This is a genomic window from Amycolatopsis sp. NPDC101161 (assembly GCF_044768185.1).
In the GTDB taxonomy this organism is placed as follows: domain Bacteria; phylum Actinomycetota; class Actinomycetes; order Mycobacteriales; family Pseudonocardiaceae; genus Amycolatopsis.
In genome coordinates, this window is sequence record NZ_JBIWPI010000006.1 from 931,569 (window position 1) to 946,632 (window position 15,064).

A 15,064-nucleotide genomic window follows, 5' to 3' on the forward strand; every position below is an offset into this window, starting at 1 on the left:
GAGCCGCCACGCCGGGTTACGGTGAACCTCCGGAGGGGAACCATGAACGGGCACGACGACACGGGCGAGGGCGCACTCCTCGCTTACCTCGCCGATGCCGATCGCGACTACCTGCTGGGCCGGGGCACCCGCCGCCGGTTCCGCGCGAACGACGCCCTGCTCATGCAAGGCGACCCCTCGGACCACGTCCACGTGCTGGTCTCCGGCTGGGTCCGCGTCTCGACGATCGTCGAGGACGGCCGCGAGGTGCTCTTCGGCCTGCGCGGCCCGGGCGAGGTGCTCGGCGACCTCGCCGCCGTCACCGGCCGGCCGCGGTCGGCCTCGGTGCGCGCGATCGAACCCTGCACCGTCGTCCAGCTGACCGGCGCGGAGTTCGTCGACGTCCTGCACACCCGCCCGGAAATCGCCATCGCGACGATCAAAACCGTCGCGGCCCGGTTGCGCAACGCCGAGTCGGCCAGGCTCGACTCCGCCGCCTTCGATGTCAGCCGCCGCGTCGCGGTCTTCCTGGTCAGGCTGGCCGAAGAGCACGGCAAGCGCGTCCCCGAGGGGGTGCTCATCGAGGCCGCGTTCTCGCAGGAGGACATCGCCTCGCAGATCGGCGCCGCACGGCGTACCGTCGCACGAGCGTTGCGCGTGCTGCGGGAGCGGGGGATCGTCGAGACCGGCCGCCGCCGGATCCTCATCCGCGAGCCGCGCGTCCTGCGGGCCTTCGCCCGTTCTGAGCCAAACGGCACACAACACCCGTGACAACGGGCATCTGAGCGCACCCCTCCCGGCGGCATCCTGGGTTCCGGCCGGAAAAGAAACCGATGCCGACCGGCCGGAAAAAACAGATGCCGGAATTCCCATTCGAACGAGATCGGGGCGTGTTCCGCACGCGTCAGACGACTTCCGTTCCGATCTCCGTCCCGGCCCGGGTGCAGCGATGAGGAGGTGTGTGTGATGGAGAGCCACTCGATCTGGGCGCTGATCTTCGGCGCCAACTGACCCGCGGCGGCCCGGCCGGCAGGCTCGTGGGGGGTCGGCCGGCCGGGTATTCCGCGAATGCGGTGTCCACGATTTGTCATATCCGCGCGGAATCGCGCTTGGTAATGTGGTCGTTCGATTCCGCCGGGCAGGGGAGGGGGTGGGATGCGGCCGGAGAACGCCTTCCCGTTCGTGCGCGAGCTGAACGAACTGCGCCGCGGCCGCGGGCTCGACGCGGCCGACCTGCACCAGCGGATCGGCCCCTGCCTGCGCGAAGCGTGCGAGATCACCGCCGCCGACCAGCCCGCCGCCGCCCGGCAGAAGCTCGTGCTGCGGCTCACCGAGCTGTGCGGCCGGCTGCCCGCGGACCTGCGGCTGGCCGCGCTCGCGGCGCTCGGCCTGCACGAAGAGGCCGCGGGGGAGTTCCTCGACCGGCGGATCTCCTGGCTGGCCAGCGTCCTGGACCGCGACCCGCGCACCGCGCGCCGCCGGATCGACCTCGCGTTCCGCCGGCTCGACGAGCTGCTGGGCGCGCCGCCGGCCGGGCGCGACCTGCACCCGCTGGCCGGCTGGTACGTCGAGTCGATGAAGGCGCGGCTGCGGCTCGACCGCGACCCGCCGGACCTGGAGGAAGAGCGCCGGATCGTCGCGGAGGTCGACGAGCTCGACGAGCTCGTGCTCTCGTTCAGCGTCCCGGCCGAGCCGGGCAGCGACCCGGTCCCGGACATCACCGCCGACGTCCTGTTCGGCGGCGAGGTCGTCGAAGCGCGCCAGGTTTCGGTGAGCCACGCGCAGTTCATCATGCGGCTGCCCAGCCCGTTGCGGCTGGGCCAGCGCCACGAGTACGGGATCCGGTTCGCGCCGCGGCGCACGTCGCTGCGCCCGTACTACGTCATGACACCCCTGCGCCGGTGCGAAGAGTTCTCGGTGCGGGTGCGGTTCGACCGCGCGGCGCCGCCGTCGCGCGTGTGGCGGCTCAACGGCGTGCCCGGCCGCGTCATCGACGACGGCGTCGACTCGGGGGACGCGCTGACGGTCAACCGGGTCGGCGAGGTGGGGCTCGAGTTCCACGATCTGCACCAGGGGTTGAGCTACGGCCTGCAGTGGTCCTTCGACCCCCGGGAGGACTGAGCGGGTCATGCGCACCGTCCCGGTGGCCGCGACCGTCGTCCGGATCGGGATCGTCTCCCCGAGCCGCGGTGGCACCGCCCGCGCGGTGCACCTCGGCACCACCCTCGACGGGGTGCTGGACGAGGTGTTCGACCGCGTCCCGGAGCCGTACCGGACGCCGACGTGGTACCGCCGGCCGGAGGGGGACAACACGACGCTGGTCATCCCGCCGACCGTGCCGCGGCCGTGGGTGGCGGGCGAGTTCGCCGGCGAGCTGGCCGCCGCGCTGCGGCGTCGCAACCGCCACCTCAACGAGTTCGGCCGGCTGCGGCTGCGGCTCGCGGCCGACCACGGCGACGTCGTGCTGCGGCCGCCCAACTTCGGCGGCGCCGCGGTCGCGCTGGCGGTCTGGCTGTGCGAAGCCGAGGTGCTCAAGGCGGCGCTGGCCGCGGCGCCCGAGCTGGACCAGCTGCTGATCGTCTCCGACCGGTTCCACGAGGCGTTGCCGGACGGCCCGGGGTTCCGGCGCGTCGTCGTCCCCGCCGGCGGGGAGCGCGAAATCGCGTGGCTGCGGACCGGTCCGGATACTGGGACGCGGAATACCGCCACCGGCGGTGGGTTGGCACCGTCGTAGCCGACGGAAAAAGGGGCCCGCGATGAGCACGTTCACGAGCGAGTGGCAGGACTGGAAGACGCGGCGCGAGGAGGACCTCGCGGCGCCGCACGGCTGGCTGGCGCTGGTGTCGCTCGACTGGCTGACCGACGCCCCGCGCGAGTACCCCGGCATCCCCGGCCGCTGGTGGCAGGACGCGGACGCGGCGTACGTCGACCCGGCCGGCGCGTCCCTGACGCACGAGGGCTCGCCGATCACCGAGACCCGCCGGTTCGAGCTGGTCAACAGCGGCGCGGGCACGCGGGTGCTGGCCGGCGACGTCGAGATCGAGGTCGCCCGCCGCTCGGGGTACCTGATCCGCGTGCACGACCCGAAGGCCGAGGTCCTGCGCGCCTTCCACGGCGTCCCGGCGTACGAGCCGTCTCCGTCCTGGGTGCTTTCGGGCCGCTTCGAGCCGTTCGAGTCACCGCGCCCGACCACGGTGGGTGCGGTGGTGGAGGGCCTGAGCCACGTCTACACGGCGCCGGGCGTCGTCCACTTTTCGTTCGGCGGGCAGCAGCACACGTTGACGGCGTTCAACGGCAAGGACGGCGGCTTGAGCATCCTGTTCACCGACGGAACGAGCGGCGTCACGACGTACGCGGCGAACCGTTCGCTGCCGGTGGCCGCGCCGTCGCCGGACGGATCGGTGACGCTGGACTTCAACCGGGCGGTGAACCTGCCGTGCGCGTTCACGGACTTCGCGACGTGCCCGCTCCCGCCCGCGGGCAACCACCTGCCGTTCGCGGTGGAGGCGGGGGAGAAGATCCCGCACGAACGCGGGTGACCCCCCCGCCCGCCGTCAGTGGGCGACGTCGATGACGACGCGGTTGGGCGAGGTGAGCGTGAAGACGTTCACCGCGGTCCGCGACCGCACCCCGAGCCCGACGGTGACCTGGGCTTCGAAGTCCCCGGTGAGGGCGACGGCCATGACGTTGGCGAGGTTGCGCGTCCGGAACTTCTGCGGGCCCGGGTAGGTCGGGTTGCCGTTGTCGTCGTGGTAGGTGGCGTGCGAAACGGCGACGTTGATGAAGTACTCCCCGGTGAGCCACACGATTTCGCCGCTCGGGTCGGCGGTGAGCTCATCGGTGAGCCGGTAGCTGACGGTGGGCGTGGCGCCATCACCGAAGTCGAGCACGACCCGGTCGAAGCCGGGGTTGTTCCCGGTCCGGATGGCAGTCAGAGTGGGAACGCTTTGAACGGCGGCATCCGAGGGCACCGCGGCGGCGAGCGTCCCGGCTAGCAGGAGCGCAACGGCGACGAGCGCGCGTCTGACGGGTCTGGACATGGGTGGACCTCCTGGAGCGAACCGACGGAAGTCCCAGCGCTGGGTTCTCGGGGGACGTCCGGTTCGTCCGGGAGTTGCGCGGGAGTCCCTTATCGTTATGCGGCTGCTCCGATCGGGCCGGGATCAGGTCGCGATCGGGAGCCGGAGCTCGACTTCGACCCCTTTGGCGGTGGGGAAGGCGAGTCCTTCGCAGGTCACCCGCAGACCCTGGGCGAGGAAACCGCGGACGACGCCCTCGTACCGCTCGCTCATGAGCTTGGTGAGCTGACCCACTCGCCGGCCGTCGAGGTGAACGCCAATCACTTCTGCGCCTCGGTGCTTTCCCCGGTCGACCGTGCAGAAGCCCAGGGTCGCGACGATGGCCCGCACGTCTTGACCCTTGCGTGGCGCGTACGCCGCCAGGACGTCTTGGTGGTCTTCCTCGCGGGTTACGGTGCAGGTGCGATCGCCGCACAGCAGCACGGTGCCCGCCGTTCGCTGGGCGACGATCGGGTCGATCGCCCCCACCGCCATCCCGACCGCGCGGGCTTCGGCCAGGTGCAGGTAGATGCCGTAGAACTTGGCACCGCCGCCCGTCACTCGTGCCGGACAGGATCCCAGGCGGCCGCGCTCGCCCAGCCACCGCAGCACGGGCTGGTAGTCGCGGGCGAGCTCTCGCTCCAAGTAGCCGACGGTCGCCGTCCCGGTGCTGTTCACCACGTCGACCCGCACCGCGTTCCGGTCGTGCGGGTTGGCGGGTTCGGGGACGAGCACGGCGGTGACGGGCAAGTGGTCGTCGAAGTCGTACCCCGCCGCCCGGCCGCGGACCGACGACCGCAGTGCCGGCTGGTAGTGCGACTCGCCCCGGACCGGGACGCGTCCGTCATCGGGCAGCGCAACGAGCTGGGACGCGGAAGCAGCGGGCCGAGGCGCTGGGCTCTTGGTGCCGCCGCGCTGGAACAACGACCACATCGGACGACCTTTCGCGCAGGTGAGCTGTTCGCGCTTGCAGTCGCGCAAAGCGGTCTGGCCGTTACCGATGACGTCAGCGGTGACCGTGACGCCGCAGCCAGACGTCCGTACAGCACGCTTCGCACGGCTCGAGTTCGCCGGGAGTGACCGCTCCCCAGGCGATTCGCTCCTTCGGGTGCACAGTCCGTCCTTGACGCGCGGAGCGGTTTTGCCCTTTGTCCAACCAGGTGCAGTCCGGATCGTTGTGGTAGGCACTCCCGCCCCGCGTCCGGTATCCGTACGGCAGGACGTTGACCGGCGGCTTCCGGCACAGCGCGCACCAGGCGACCGGCATCTGGTGCACGCACTCGGTTTCGTCGCCGGCGGGAAGCGACGGAACCCGGTCCGGCACCGCTTCGCCGGCCGGTTCGACAACACCCCACCACAGGTAGTCGCGGGCTCGCGTCGCCGCGACGAGACGCTGCCGATCACGAAGCTCCGACGCCTCCTCGGCCGCGACCCCGGCTTCGGTGGCCTTACCGGGAAACTCGACCACCAGCACGGCTTGGAAGTCGAGCCCCTTCGCCCGGTGCACGGTGCCGACCTTGAGGCAGTCGTCGGGCTCGCCGGAGTAGTCGTCGAGGGACAGGCACGGCACGCCGATCGCGCGCAGGATCCGCCGGCACCGCGTGAGATCGCCGCGGTGGAACAGGATCAGCGCCGTCTGCCCGAGCGGAGCGGGGAGCTCGGCGATGCGCCGCGCCAGCTCGTCCGCGAGTTCGTCCTCCGAACCGCGCCACGACGTGGCCGTACCACCAGTGTTCGCCCCTTCGGCTTCGCGCAGGGCGACGCCGACCTCGTCGTCGAGACCGTCCACCTCGTTCTTCGCGTCGATACCCTTGGCGAACGAGAGCACCTCGTGCCGGTTCCGGTCGTTGACCCGCAGCACCTCGCCGCGGCCCTTGACGGGGATGCCGGCGTCCGAGAGCCGCCAGCCACCCGGGTAGACCTGCTGCTGACCGTCGCCGACCAGGAGGAGCTGGTTCGGGCCGGTCCCGGCCAGTTCCTTGATCAGCCGGAGGCCGTTCAGCGTGATGTCCTGCACCTCGTCGACCACCACGGCGGCGTAGCGGTTCTCGAGGGGCCGCTGCCGCAGTTCGGCCAAGGCCGTGTCGATCACGTCGTTGTAGTCGTGGAGTCCGCGCTCGGCGAGCAGTTCCCGGTACGTCTCGTAGAACCGCCACACCGCCGCCTTCTGCTCGGCGGTCAGCCGCACGTTCCGGCCGTGCCTGCGCGGGATGCTGTACTCCGCCAGCGTGGTGAACCCGCGGCCTCTGATGACCCGGTCGATTTCGGTCCGCCAGTATTCGTCGTGCCGCTCGATCGGTTCCAGCACGGCGCGATGGCGTGCCCACGCCCGGCTGAACGCCGTCCGCACGCCGCGAGGATCGACGTCGAGCCCCATCCCGCGTTCGACGAGGAACCGGCGGATCCAGGCGTGGAGGTGGGTGAATTCGGCCCGCCCGGCCAATTCCGGCGCAAGACGGGTGAAGGCCGCCTCGTGGACCGCCGGAAGGGTGCGTACGAAAGTGGTGAACAGCAACGGACCGGTGCTCCGCCGGGCAAGGCGGCGGAGCCGGTGCAGTGCGACCACGGTCTTGCCGGTCCCCGCCGGGCCGCTGATCCGGGCGGGGCCGCTGTAGTCCCGGTTGACGATCGCCCGCTGGTGCGGGTGCAGGAAGGTCAGCCAGCTGTCGAACGGACGCTGCTGGGCCGCGGCGACTTGGTCGGCCACCAGGGCATCCGGCTCCAGCAGGGCGTCCGCGGTCCGGTCGCGTCCGGAGGTCTCGACCCGCAGGGGAACGTAACCGGCCAGCAGCCTCCCGGCCTGGTCGGCGACCGCTTCGACCTGGCCGCGGTTCAGGTGCGGCGCGGCGCGTTCGAACAACTGCGACAGGCGCTGTTCCGCGATCACCCGGAAGGGGCCCGCGTCCCGGACCGAGGTGCCCGCTGAACCCGGTGCGATCAGCACGAAGTGAACGGCACTGCCCGGCAGCACGCGACCGCGGCCGTCCCGGATACCCGCGCACCGTTCCTCGGCGTGCCGGACGAGCCGGTGAAGCGCAGGCGGAACCGGCGGCCGGGCGGCGATGGTGATCGCGAAGACGCCCTCGGAACCGATCAGGAACGCGTCCGCCCGCGGCTGTTCGGCGGGCAGATCGCCGCGCACGAACAGACGCCAGGCGGTCGTGGTCTCCACGAGCAGTCCGCCGAGCACGCGGCGCCGGTCCGGATCGAGTTCTGGGAAGCGCTCCTTCACCAGCGTGGAAGCGATTTGTTGGCGCACTCGCCGGGTATGGTTGCTGAAGTTCACTGACCCTCCCCGCCGTGACTTCCGGTAGCCAACTTATTGCCGGCTGCCGTCACGCGGGGAAAGTCAGTGACATCTCACTCGAATGTCGCAGGACGCGGAATCCGCCCACCTGCGGAGGCGGAAATCACCAGCCGCGCTCGCGCCACTCCTTCAGCTTCGGGCGTTCCGCCCCCAACGTCGAATCGTCCCCGTGCCCCGGGTAAAACCAAGTCTCATCCGGCAGCTCATCGAAAATCCGCGCCGAAACATCGTCCAGCAACGACGCAAAGTCCTCCGGCGAAGTAGTCCGCCCCACCCCGCCCGGGAACAGTGAGTCCCCAGTGAACAGATGCGGATGTCCTGAAGGATCGCGATAAAGCAGCGCGATCGACCCCGGCGTGTGCCCCCTCAAGTGGATCACCGAAAGCGTGACCTGCCCCACCGAAAGCGTGTCACCGTGCTCCACCAGGAAGTCCGGCGGCACCGGCAACGGCGACGCGTCCAGCGGATGGGCCGCCGTGTTGGCCCCGTTGGCTCCGGCGACCGCGCCCAGCGCCTGCCAGTGGTCCTGGTGCTGGTGGGTCGTCACCACCGTGCGCAGCGCCGGCCGGTCGGGGCCGTGGCCGATCAGGTCCGAGATGCGCTCCGGGTCGTTCGCCGCGTCGATCAGCAGGCCCTCGTTCGACGCGCGGCACACCAGGAGGTACGTGTTGTTGTCCATCGGGCCGACGGACAGCTTGGTGATGGTCAGCGCGTCCAGGGTGCGCCGGGTGGCGTCGCCGCCCGGGTCGACGTGCCCCGTGTAGGTCTCCACGATGTTCACCTGGCACACGGTAGTCGTTTCGCTCCAACCGGTTCCACCCGCACAAGCGCGCGCCCGCGGGGGCACGTAGGCTCACGGCGACCCCCAGCCGAGCCGAACCCCAGGACGATCGTGCCCACCTCCCCGACGCCGCGCCGGATCAGCTGGGACCTCCTCCGCGTCGTGGCCGTCTTCGCAGTGATCCTCGGGCACGTCACCCACCAGGGTGCGCTCCTGCACCCGGAGTTGACGGGGTACCCCGTAAGGGTGACAGCGCAGTTCGGCGCCGCCATCCTGCTGGTGATCTCCGCCTACTTCGTTTGCGCCAGCCTTCGCAAGGGCAACCCGCGCCGGTGGCTCTGGAACCGCGTCGCGCGCCTCGTGCCGGCCTACCTGGTCGCCGTCCTGCTGACCTACGTCGTGACGCGGTGGGCCGCCATCTCCTTCAGCGGCCTGCCCTACCCGCCGGGCGTCGCCGGGTTCCTCTTCGGGGTCCCGCAGGGCCCGCCCGCCGACCCGTCGCCGTGGTACATCCCGACCTGGCTGGACCTCGTCGCCAACCTCGGCATGGTGCAGGAGTGGGGCATCCGGTCGGAGACGTTCTACTACCTCGACGGCTCCTACTGGACGCTGCCGGTGCAGCTGCTGGCCTTCACCGGCGCCGCCCTGCTGTGGCCGCGGTCGTGGCGCACCCACCGGCTGACCGTCGCCCTGCTCTGGGCCCTGATCCTGGTTCCGCTCGCGTTGCGCTTCCTCGTCTTCCCGCCCGGGACGGCGAGCCCGGTCGTCGAAACCTTCTTCTACGGCCTGGGGCTGCACCGGCTGCACGTCTTCGCGATCGGCGTCGCGATCTGGCTGTGGGCGCAGCACCGGCTGAAGACGTGGCACGCCGCGCTGTTCGTCGCCGCCGCGGTGGCCGCGCAGGACCTGCAGGTCTTCCCGTTCCACGTCGCGCTGCCGCAGGACGCGCAGCGCTGGCCGTCCACGATCGGGTTCGCCGTGTTGCTCCTGCTGGTCTGCCTGGCCGCCCGCGGCCCGGACTGGCGGTTCCCCGGACTCGCGCGGATCGCCCCGGCCGTCACCTGGCTCGCGGGCATCTCGTATGGTCTTTATCTGGTGCACCAGGAACTGGGTTACATCCTGGCCCGCGTCCTGCTCGACCTCGGCCTCCCCGGCTGGCTGCGGCTCCCCTTGGTGGTCGGCGCCGCCGTGCTGGCCGGCTGGGCGGTCACCGCGGGGGTCGAACGCCCGGCCCACCGGTGGCTCACCAGACGTCGAAAGCCCGAAGAACCGCAGGTCAAGGACGCGGAACCCGTTTTTGTCGGTGGTGGCTCGTAGCATGGATCGCGGCCACCCGTGCACCTTGAAACCGGGTCGGCGACCGCACTGAAGAAGACATTGAGAGGACCCTGGCGTGGCTGATCGCCTCGTTGTTCGCGGTGCCCGCGAGCACAACCTCCGCGGCGTGGATCTCGACCTGCCCCGCGACAGCCTGATCGTGTTCACGGGCCTGTCCGGGTCCGGGAAGTCGAGCCTCGCCTTCGACACCATCTTCGCCGAGGGGCAGCGGCGCTACGTCGAGTCGCTCTCGGCGTACGCCCGGCAGTTCCTCGGGCAGATGGACAAGCCGGACGTCGACTTCATCGAGGGCCTCTCGCCCGCGGTGTCGATCGACCAGAAGTCGACCTCGCGCAACCCGCGCTCGACTGTGGGCACGATCACCGAGGTCTACGACTACCTGCGCCTGCTCTACGCCCGCGCCGGCAAGGCGCACTGCCCCAAGTGCGGCGAGCTGATCAGCAAGCAGACCCCGCAGCAGATCGTCGACCAGGTGCTCGCCATGGAGGAGGGCACCCGGTTCCAGGTGCTCGCCCCGGTGGTCCGCGGGCGCAAGGGCGAGTACGTCGACTTGTTCGAGAACCTGCAGCAGCAGGGCTACGCGCGCGTGGTCGTCGACGGCACGGTCCACCCGCTCACCGACCCGCCGAAGCTGAAGAAGCAGGAAAAGCACCAGATCGGCGTGGTCATCGACCGCCTGACCGTGAAGGCGGCGTCGCGCCAGCGGCTCACCGACTCGGTCGAGACGGCGCTGCGGCTGGCCGACGGGCTGGTCGAGCTCGAGTTCGTCGACCTGCCCGAGAACGACCCGCACCGCATCCGCGGCTTCTCCGAGAACCTGGCCTGCCCCAACGGCCACCCGCTGGCGATCGAGGACCTCGAGCCGCGCTCGTTCTCCTTCAACTCGCCCTACGGCGCCTGCCCCGAGTGCACCGGCATCGGCATCCGCAAGGAGGTCGACCCGGAGCTGGTGGTGCCGGACGACGAGCTGTCGCTGGCCGAGGGCGCGATCGCGCCGTGGTCGGGCGGCCAGAGCGCGGACTACTTCATCCGCCTGCTCGAGTCGCTGTCGGAGACCATCGGCTTCCGCATGGACACGCCGTGGCGGCGGCTGCCGGCGCGCGCCCAGAAGGCGGTGCTGCACGGCGTCGACGAGCAGGTCCACGTCCGCTACAAGAACCGGTACGGCCGCCAGCGCTCGTACTACGCGGCCTTCGAGGGCGTCATCCCGTTCCTCGAGCGGCGCCAGGAGCAGACCGAGTCCGAGTACATGCGCGAGCGGTACGAGGGCTACATGCGCGAGGTGCCGTGCCCGGCCTGCCAGGGCACCCGGCTCAAGCCGGAGATCCTCGCCGTCACGCTGCAGCACAAGACCCGCGGCGACATGTCCATCGCCGAGGTCTGCGCCCTGTCCATCGCCGAGGCGTCGCAGTTCCTCGACGAGCTGGAGCTGGGGCAGCGCGAGGCGATGATCGCCGGGGCGGTGCTCAAGGAGATCCAGGCGCGGCTGCGCTTCCTGCTCGACGTCGGCCTGACGTACCTGTCGCTCGACCGCGCGTCCGCCACCCTTTCGGGTGGTGAAGCGCAGCGGATCCGGCTCGCGACGCAGATCGGCTCCGGCCTCGTCGGCGTGCTGTACGTGCTGGACGAGCCGTCGATCGGCCTGCACCAGCGCGACAACCACCGGCTGATCGAGACGCTGACCCGGCTGCGCAACCTGGGCAACACGCTGATCGTCGTGGAGCACGACGAGGACACCATCCGCTCGAGCGACTGGGTGGTCGACATCGGCCCGGGCGCGGGCGAGCACGGCGGCCACATCGTCCACAGTGGACCGTACAAGAAGCTGCTCAAGAGCAAGGAGTCGCTGACCGGGCAGTACCTGTCCGGCCGGCGCAAGATCGAGGTGCCCGCCATCCGGCGGCCGATCGACAAGAAGCGGCAGCTGACCGTCGTCGGCGCGCGCGAGCACAACCTGCGCGGCCTGGACGTCTCGTTCCCGCTCGGCTGCCTGGTCTCGGTGACCGGTGTCTCCGGCTCGGGCAAGTCGACGCTGGTCAACGACATCCTCGCGACGGTCCTGGCGAACAAGCTCAACGGCGCCCGCCAGGTGCCGGGCCGGCACACCCGCGTGAACGGCCTGAACAACGTCGACAAGCTGGTGCGCGTCGACCAGTCGCCGATCGGGCGGACCCCGCGGTCCAACCCGGCCACCTACACCGGCGTCTGGGACCACGTCCGCAAGCTGTTCGCCGCGACCACCGAGGCGAAGGTCCGCGGCTACCAGCAGGGCCGGTTCTCGTTCAACGTCAAGGGCGGCCGCTGCGAGGCGTGCGCCGGCGACGGCACGATCAAGATCGAGATGAACTTCCTCCCGGACGTCTACGTCCCCTGCGAGGTCTGCAAGGGCGCGCGGTACAACCGGGAAACCCTCGAGGTGCACTACAAGGGCAAGACCGTCTCGGACGTGCTCGACATGCCCATCGAGGAGGCCGCGGAGTTCTTCGAGCCGATCAAGGCCATCCACCGCCACCTGCAGACGCTGGTGGACGTCGGCCTCGGCTACGTCCGGCTCGGCCAGCCCGCGCCGACGCTGTCCGGCGGTGAGGCCCAGCGCGTCAAGCTGGCCAGCGAGCTGCAGAAGCGCTCGACCGGCAAGACGGTGTACATCCTCGACGAGCCGACCACCGGTCTGCACTTCGAGGACATCAACAAGCTGATCGGCGTGATCAACGGGCTGGTCGACAAGGGCAACTCGGTGATCGTGATCGAGCACAACCTCGACGTGATCAAGACGTCCGACTGGGTCATCGACATGGGTCCCGAGGGCGGCTCGGGCGGTGGCACGGTGATCGCCGAGGGCACGCCGGAGCACGTCGCGGGGGTCGAGGCCAGCTACACCGGCGATTTCCTGCGGACGGTGCTCACGGCGGAGTGACGGCTACCGCTTCTCCCCGGTGGTCTGGTGGACCACCGGGGAGAGCGGGCCGTAGTGCAGTGCCCGCACCCGGAACGCCGAGTTCTCCTCGCCGGGCAGCAGCGACAGCGTGCAGGTCGTCGCGTTCGGATCGGTCACCTCGACCGGGTCGTAGTCCGGCGCGCCCGGCCGCCGGATCTCCAGCAGGAACCCGGCTTCGTCGCTCGTGCGGTCGGCCCACGTGAACGTCACCGTGTCGCCGGACGGCACCGCGCGCAGCTCGGTCGACACCGGGCCGCCGAACGGCTGCTCCCGGTAGTAGAACGGCGTCTCCGGGATCAGGTCCGGGTGGTGGTAGCTCGTCGTGTGAGCGGGCAGGAACCGCAGCGTCGTCCACGGCCCCGCCGGGTCGTTCGCGTAGTCGACCCGGTGGCCTTCGCCGTCGTCCGGCCACGTCAGCACCACGTCGGTCGGTGACGTCAGCGAAGCGGTGAACGAGGGCGGCGGCGCGGCAGCCGAACAGCCCGCCGCCAGCAGCGCCAGCAAGAGGAGGGGTTTCGCGGACACGGCGGCTCCCGGGACGAGCGGGGCGGCGGGTGCGAACGTGATCAGCTTAGGAACCCGCCCGCACGGCGACAAGATCGTGCCGATCACCGGCACGCACCAATCCGCCGGCGAACCGGCACCGAACCGCGTGAAACCCCGCTGAACCGTTTTCCGCAACCGTCCGTGTTCCCAGGTGTCGAGGTCCGCCGGACGGCGGTGCCGCCCTCACCGAGGAGAGAACGTCATGAACCGTATCCGGCCGGTCGTCGTCAGCGCCTTGGCGCTCGCCGCCGTCGCCACGTTGTCGGCCTGCAGCGAGATGGCCTCCGGGGCGCAGGGGCCGGAACACGGGCAGCCGGGGCACAAGATGCTGGCGGCCGGCTCGGTCACCGGGCTCGGCGCGGTGGTCACCGACGCCGACGGCAAGACGCTCTACCGCTTCGACAAGGACCTCTCGCAGCCGCCGACGTCCAACTGCGACGGCGAATGCGCGACGGCCTGGCCGCCGGTGCTCGCCGGGGTGGCGACCCCGATGCTCCAGGGCATCCAGGAGTCCCAGGTCGGCACGGTGACCCGCAAGGACGGCGGCAAGCAGCTCACGCTCAACGGCTGGCCCTTGTACCAGTTCTCGGGCGACAAGGCGCTGGGCGACGCGAACGGCCAGGGGGCCAACGGCACCTGGTTCGCGATCGCCCCCGACGGCAGCAAGATCACCGCGGCCAGGGCTTCCGGGTCCTGACCGACGACGGTTCTCCGGGCAGAACGAGGAAGGACGGGCAGCCGATGAACACCATGGTCGCGCTGCGCTCGGCGCACGCACCGCCGGTGGAGCTGAGGGTTGCAGTACTGTCCTCGCCGACTCAGAACACCGTCGGGAGGACGAGGGTGGCCATAGGAGGCAGGCGGCCTAAGAAGGCCAAAGGCGAGGACCTGATCCGGCAGCTCTATGCCGAACACGGGCGAAGCCTGCTGGCCTACGCGACGAGGCTGACCGGTGATCGGGCGGCGGCCGAGGACGTGGTCCAGGAGACGCTGGTCCGAGCGTGGAAGCACGCGGACGACTTGCAGAACGACGGGAAGGGCTCGGTGCGCGGCTGGTTGCTGACCGTCGCGCGCAACCTGGTCACCGACCGGGCCCGGGCCCGGGCGGCGAGGCCACAGGAGGTGGCCGAACCGGCCGAAGGCGTGCCGACGCCGGCCGTCGAGCGCGATCACGCCCAGGGCGTGGTCGACTCGATGACGGTGCTCGGCGCGATGGACGGCCTGTCGAACGAACACCGAGAGGTCCTGGTGGAGATCTACTACCGGGGACGGACGGTGGCCGAAGCGGCGAGAACACTGGGCGTCGCGCCGGGTACCGTGAAATCAAGGTCTTACTACGCACTGAGAGCACTGAGAGCAGCGATGATTTCGAGCGGAACGGAGGTGGCGCGATGAACTCGGTCGACGAGAGTCACACGCAGCTCGGCGCGTACGCCCTCGGCGCGCTCGACGCGAACGAGGCGGCCGACTTCGAGCGGCGGCACCTGCAGACCTGCGCGCAGTGCCGGTTCGACCTGAACGAGCTCGTGGCGTTGCGCGAGTCGCTCGACGAGGTACCGCCCGAGGCGTTCCTCGACGGGCCGCCCGAGGGCGGGGACCTGCTGCTGCAGAAGACCCTGCGGCGGGTGCGCGACGAAGAACAAGCACTGCCGGCCCGCTCCTCGGGCCGCTCGACGTCACGCCGGGGCCTGGCCCTGGTCGCGGCGGCCGTGCTGGTGGTGGCCGCGCTCGGTGGCGGGATCCTGGTGGGCCGGCAGACCGGTGGGGGAAGCGAGCCGATCGCGATCCCCGCGCCGCCGACCGACGTGCCCGGCACGAAGAGCGCCGAGGGACGGGATCCGACGACCGGCGTGCAGCTGGCCGCGTCGGTGAGCCCCTTCCAGGGCTGGGTCCGGGTCAACGTCGCCGTGAAGGGCGTCAAGGCCGGGGAACAGTGCCTGCTGCAGGTCGTCACGAAGGAAGGCCAGGCGGTCACCGCCGGCAGCTGGAAGGTGTCCGCGAAGTGGGAGAGCCAGGGCTTCTCGCTCGACGGTTCCGCTTTGGTGGCGCCCGACGACGTGAAGTCGGTCGACATCGTCACGGTGGACGGCCGGAAGCTGGTCTCGGCCCAGGTGTGA

14 protein-coding genes are annotated in these 15,064 nt (G+C 70.7%); 9 read left to right on the forward strand and 5 right to left on the reverse strand.

Annotated elements, in window-relative coordinates:
• The first annotated feature begins 42 nt into the window (after nt 1-42).
• The 4 genes from ACIRSS_RS42560 to ACIRSS_RS42575 all read left to right on the forward strand — a co-directional run bounded on the left by ACIRSS_RS42560 (nt 43) and on the right by ACIRSS_RS42575 (nt 3,518).
• Nucleotides 43-750, forward strand: a complete 708-nt coding sequence (locus ACIRSS_RS42560) for a Crp/Fnr family transcriptional regulator (protein ID WP_400905746.1) — start codon at nt 43-45, stop codon at nt 748-750.
• Nucleotides 751-1,134: 384 nt separating this feature from the next.
• Nucleotides 1,135-2,100 (forward strand): hypothetical protein, encoded by a 966-nt coding sequence (locus ACIRSS_RS42565; protein WP_400905748.1) that lies wholly within the window; start codon nt 1,135-1,137, stop codon nt 2,098-2,100.
• A gap of 7 nt (nt 2,101-2,107) precedes the next feature.
• A complete protein-coding gene (locus ACIRSS_RS42570) occupies nt 2,108-2,713 on the forward strand; it encodes a hypothetical protein (RefSeq protein ID WP_400905751.1) in 606 nt (201 codons plus the stop codon).
• Nucleotides 2,714-2,735: 22 nt separating this feature from the next.
• Complete coding sequence (locus ACIRSS_RS42575; protein WP_400905754.1) at nt 2,736-3,518, forward strand: DUF1684 domain-containing protein; 783 nt, start codon at nt 2,736-2,738, stop codon at nt 3,516-3,518.
• Between the two features lie 15 nt (nt 3,519-3,533).
• Here the strand turns inward: ACIRSS_RS42575 and ACIRSS_RS42580 are convergent, their stop codons facing one another.
• From ACIRSS_RS42580 to ACIRSS_RS42595, 4 genes are all read right to left on the reverse strand, one after another.
• Complete coding sequence (locus ACIRSS_RS42580; protein ID WP_400905757.1) at nt 3,534-4,019, reverse strand: hypothetical protein; 486 nt, start codon at nt 4,017-4,019, stop codon at nt 3,534-3,536.
• A gap of 123 nt (nt 4,020-4,142) precedes the next feature.
• Complete coding sequence (locus ACIRSS_RS42585; protein WP_400905760.1) at nt 4,143-4,970, reverse strand: HIRAN domain-containing protein; 828 nt, start codon at nt 4,968-4,970, stop codon at nt 4,143-4,145.
• 73 nt (nt 4,971-5,043) lie between these two features.
• The gene (locus ACIRSS_RS42590) at nt 5,044-7,269 is read right to left on the reverse strand and encodes a UvrD-helicase domain-containing protein (protein ID WP_400905763.1); all 2,226 of its coding nucleotides are present in this window, start codon (nt 7,267-7,269) and stop codon (nt 5,044-5,046) included.
• 178 nt (nt 7,270-7,447) lie between these two features.
• Nucleotides 7,448-8,125, reverse strand: coding sequence for an MBL fold metallo-hydrolase (locus tag ACIRSS_RS42595; protein ID WP_400905765.1), 678 nt, complete (start codon nt 8,123-8,125; stop codon nt 7,448-7,450).
• Nucleotides 8,126-8,236: 111 nt separating this feature from the next.
• On the opposite strand from ACIRSS_RS42595, the gene ACIRSS_RS42600 reads away from it, so the two are divergent.
• Nucleotides 8,237-9,442 (forward strand): acyltransferase family protein, encoded by a 1,206-nt coding sequence (locus ACIRSS_RS42600; RefSeq protein ID WP_400905768.1) that lies wholly within the window; start codon nt 8,237-8,239, stop codon nt 9,440-9,442.
• Nucleotides 9,443-9,518: 76 nt separating this feature from the next.
• On the forward strand, nt 9,519-12,380 hold the full coding sequence (gene uvrA / locus ACIRSS_RS42605; protein WP_400905771.1) for an excinuclease ABC subunit UvrA: 2,862 nt from the start codon (nt 9,519-9,521) through the stop codon (nt 12,378-12,380).
• Between the two features lie 3 nt (nt 12,381-12,383).
• Here uvrA and ACIRSS_RS42610 read toward each other — a convergent pair whose 3' ends face one another.
• Nucleotides 12,384-12,926, reverse strand: a complete 543-nt coding sequence (locus ACIRSS_RS42610) for a fibronectin type III domain-containing protein (protein ID WP_400905774.1) — start codon at nt 12,924-12,926, stop codon at nt 12,384-12,386.
• A 223-nt stretch (nt 12,927-13,149) separates the two neighbouring features.
• Here ACIRSS_RS42610 and ACIRSS_RS42615 point away from each other — a divergent pair, with 223 nt between their 5' ends.
• The 3 genes from ACIRSS_RS42615 (at nt 13,150) to ACIRSS_RS42625 (ending at nt 15,064) form a co-directional block, all read left to right on the forward strand.
• Nucleotides 13,150-13,644 carry a hypothetical protein gene (locus ACIRSS_RS42615; RefSeq protein WP_400905778.1) on the forward strand — a complete coding sequence of 165 codons (495 nt, stop codon included), beginning with the start codon at nt 13,150-13,152 and terminating at the stop codon, nt 13,642-13,644.
• 146 nt (nt 13,645-13,790) lie between these two features.
• Nucleotides 13,791-14,342: a sigma-70 family RNA polymerase sigma factor gene (locus tag ACIRSS_RS42620; protein ID WP_026469270.1), complete on the forward strand. Its 552-nt coding sequence runs from the start codon at nt 13,791-13,793 to the stop codon at nt 14,340-14,342.
• Nucleotides 14,339-15,064, forward strand: coding sequence for an anti-sigma factor family protein (locus ACIRSS_RS42625; RefSeq protein WP_400905781.1), 726 nt, complete (start codon nt 14,339-14,341; stop codon nt 15,062-15,064). The genes ACIRSS_RS42620 and ACIRSS_RS42625 overlap by 4 nt, the downstream gene beginning before the upstream one ends.

What these genes read in the sequence shown, in the direction of transcription:
- ACIRSS_RS42565 (WP_400905748.1), top strand. Translation starts at nt 1,135, where the DNA reads ATGCGGCCGGAGAACGCCTTCCCGTTCGTGCGCGAGCTGAACGAACTG.
- ACIRSS_RS42560 (WP_400905746.1), top strand. Translation starts at nt 43, where the DNA reads ATGAACGGGCACGACGACACGGGCGAGGGCGCACTCCTCGCTTACCTC.
- ACIRSS_RS42575 (WP_400905754.1), top strand. Translation starts at nt 2,736, where the DNA reads ATGAGCACGTTCACGAGCGAGTGGCAGGACTGGAAGACGCGGCGCGAG.
- ACIRSS_RS42615 (WP_400905778.1), top strand. Translation starts at nt 13,150, where the DNA reads ATGAACCGTATCCGGCCGGTCGTCGTCAGCGCCTTGGCGCTCGCCGCC.
- ACIRSS_RS42585 (WP_400905760.1), bottom strand. Translation starts at nt 4,970, where the DNA reads ATGTGGTCGTTGTTCCAGCGCGGCGGCACCAAGAGCCCAGCGCCTCGG.
- ACIRSS_RS42570 (WP_400905751.1), top strand. Translation starts at nt 2,108, where the DNA reads ATGCGCACCGTCCCGGTGGCCGCGACCGTCGTCCGGATCGGGATCGTC.
- ACIRSS_RS42625 (WP_400905781.1), top strand. Translation starts at nt 14,339, where the DNA reads ATGAACTCGGTCGACGAGAGTCACACGCAGCTCGGCGCGTACGCCCTC.
- ACIRSS_RS42580 (WP_400905757.1), bottom strand. Translation starts at nt 4,019, where the DNA reads ATGTCCAGACCCGTCAGACGCGCGCTCGTCGCCGTTGCGCTCCTGCTA.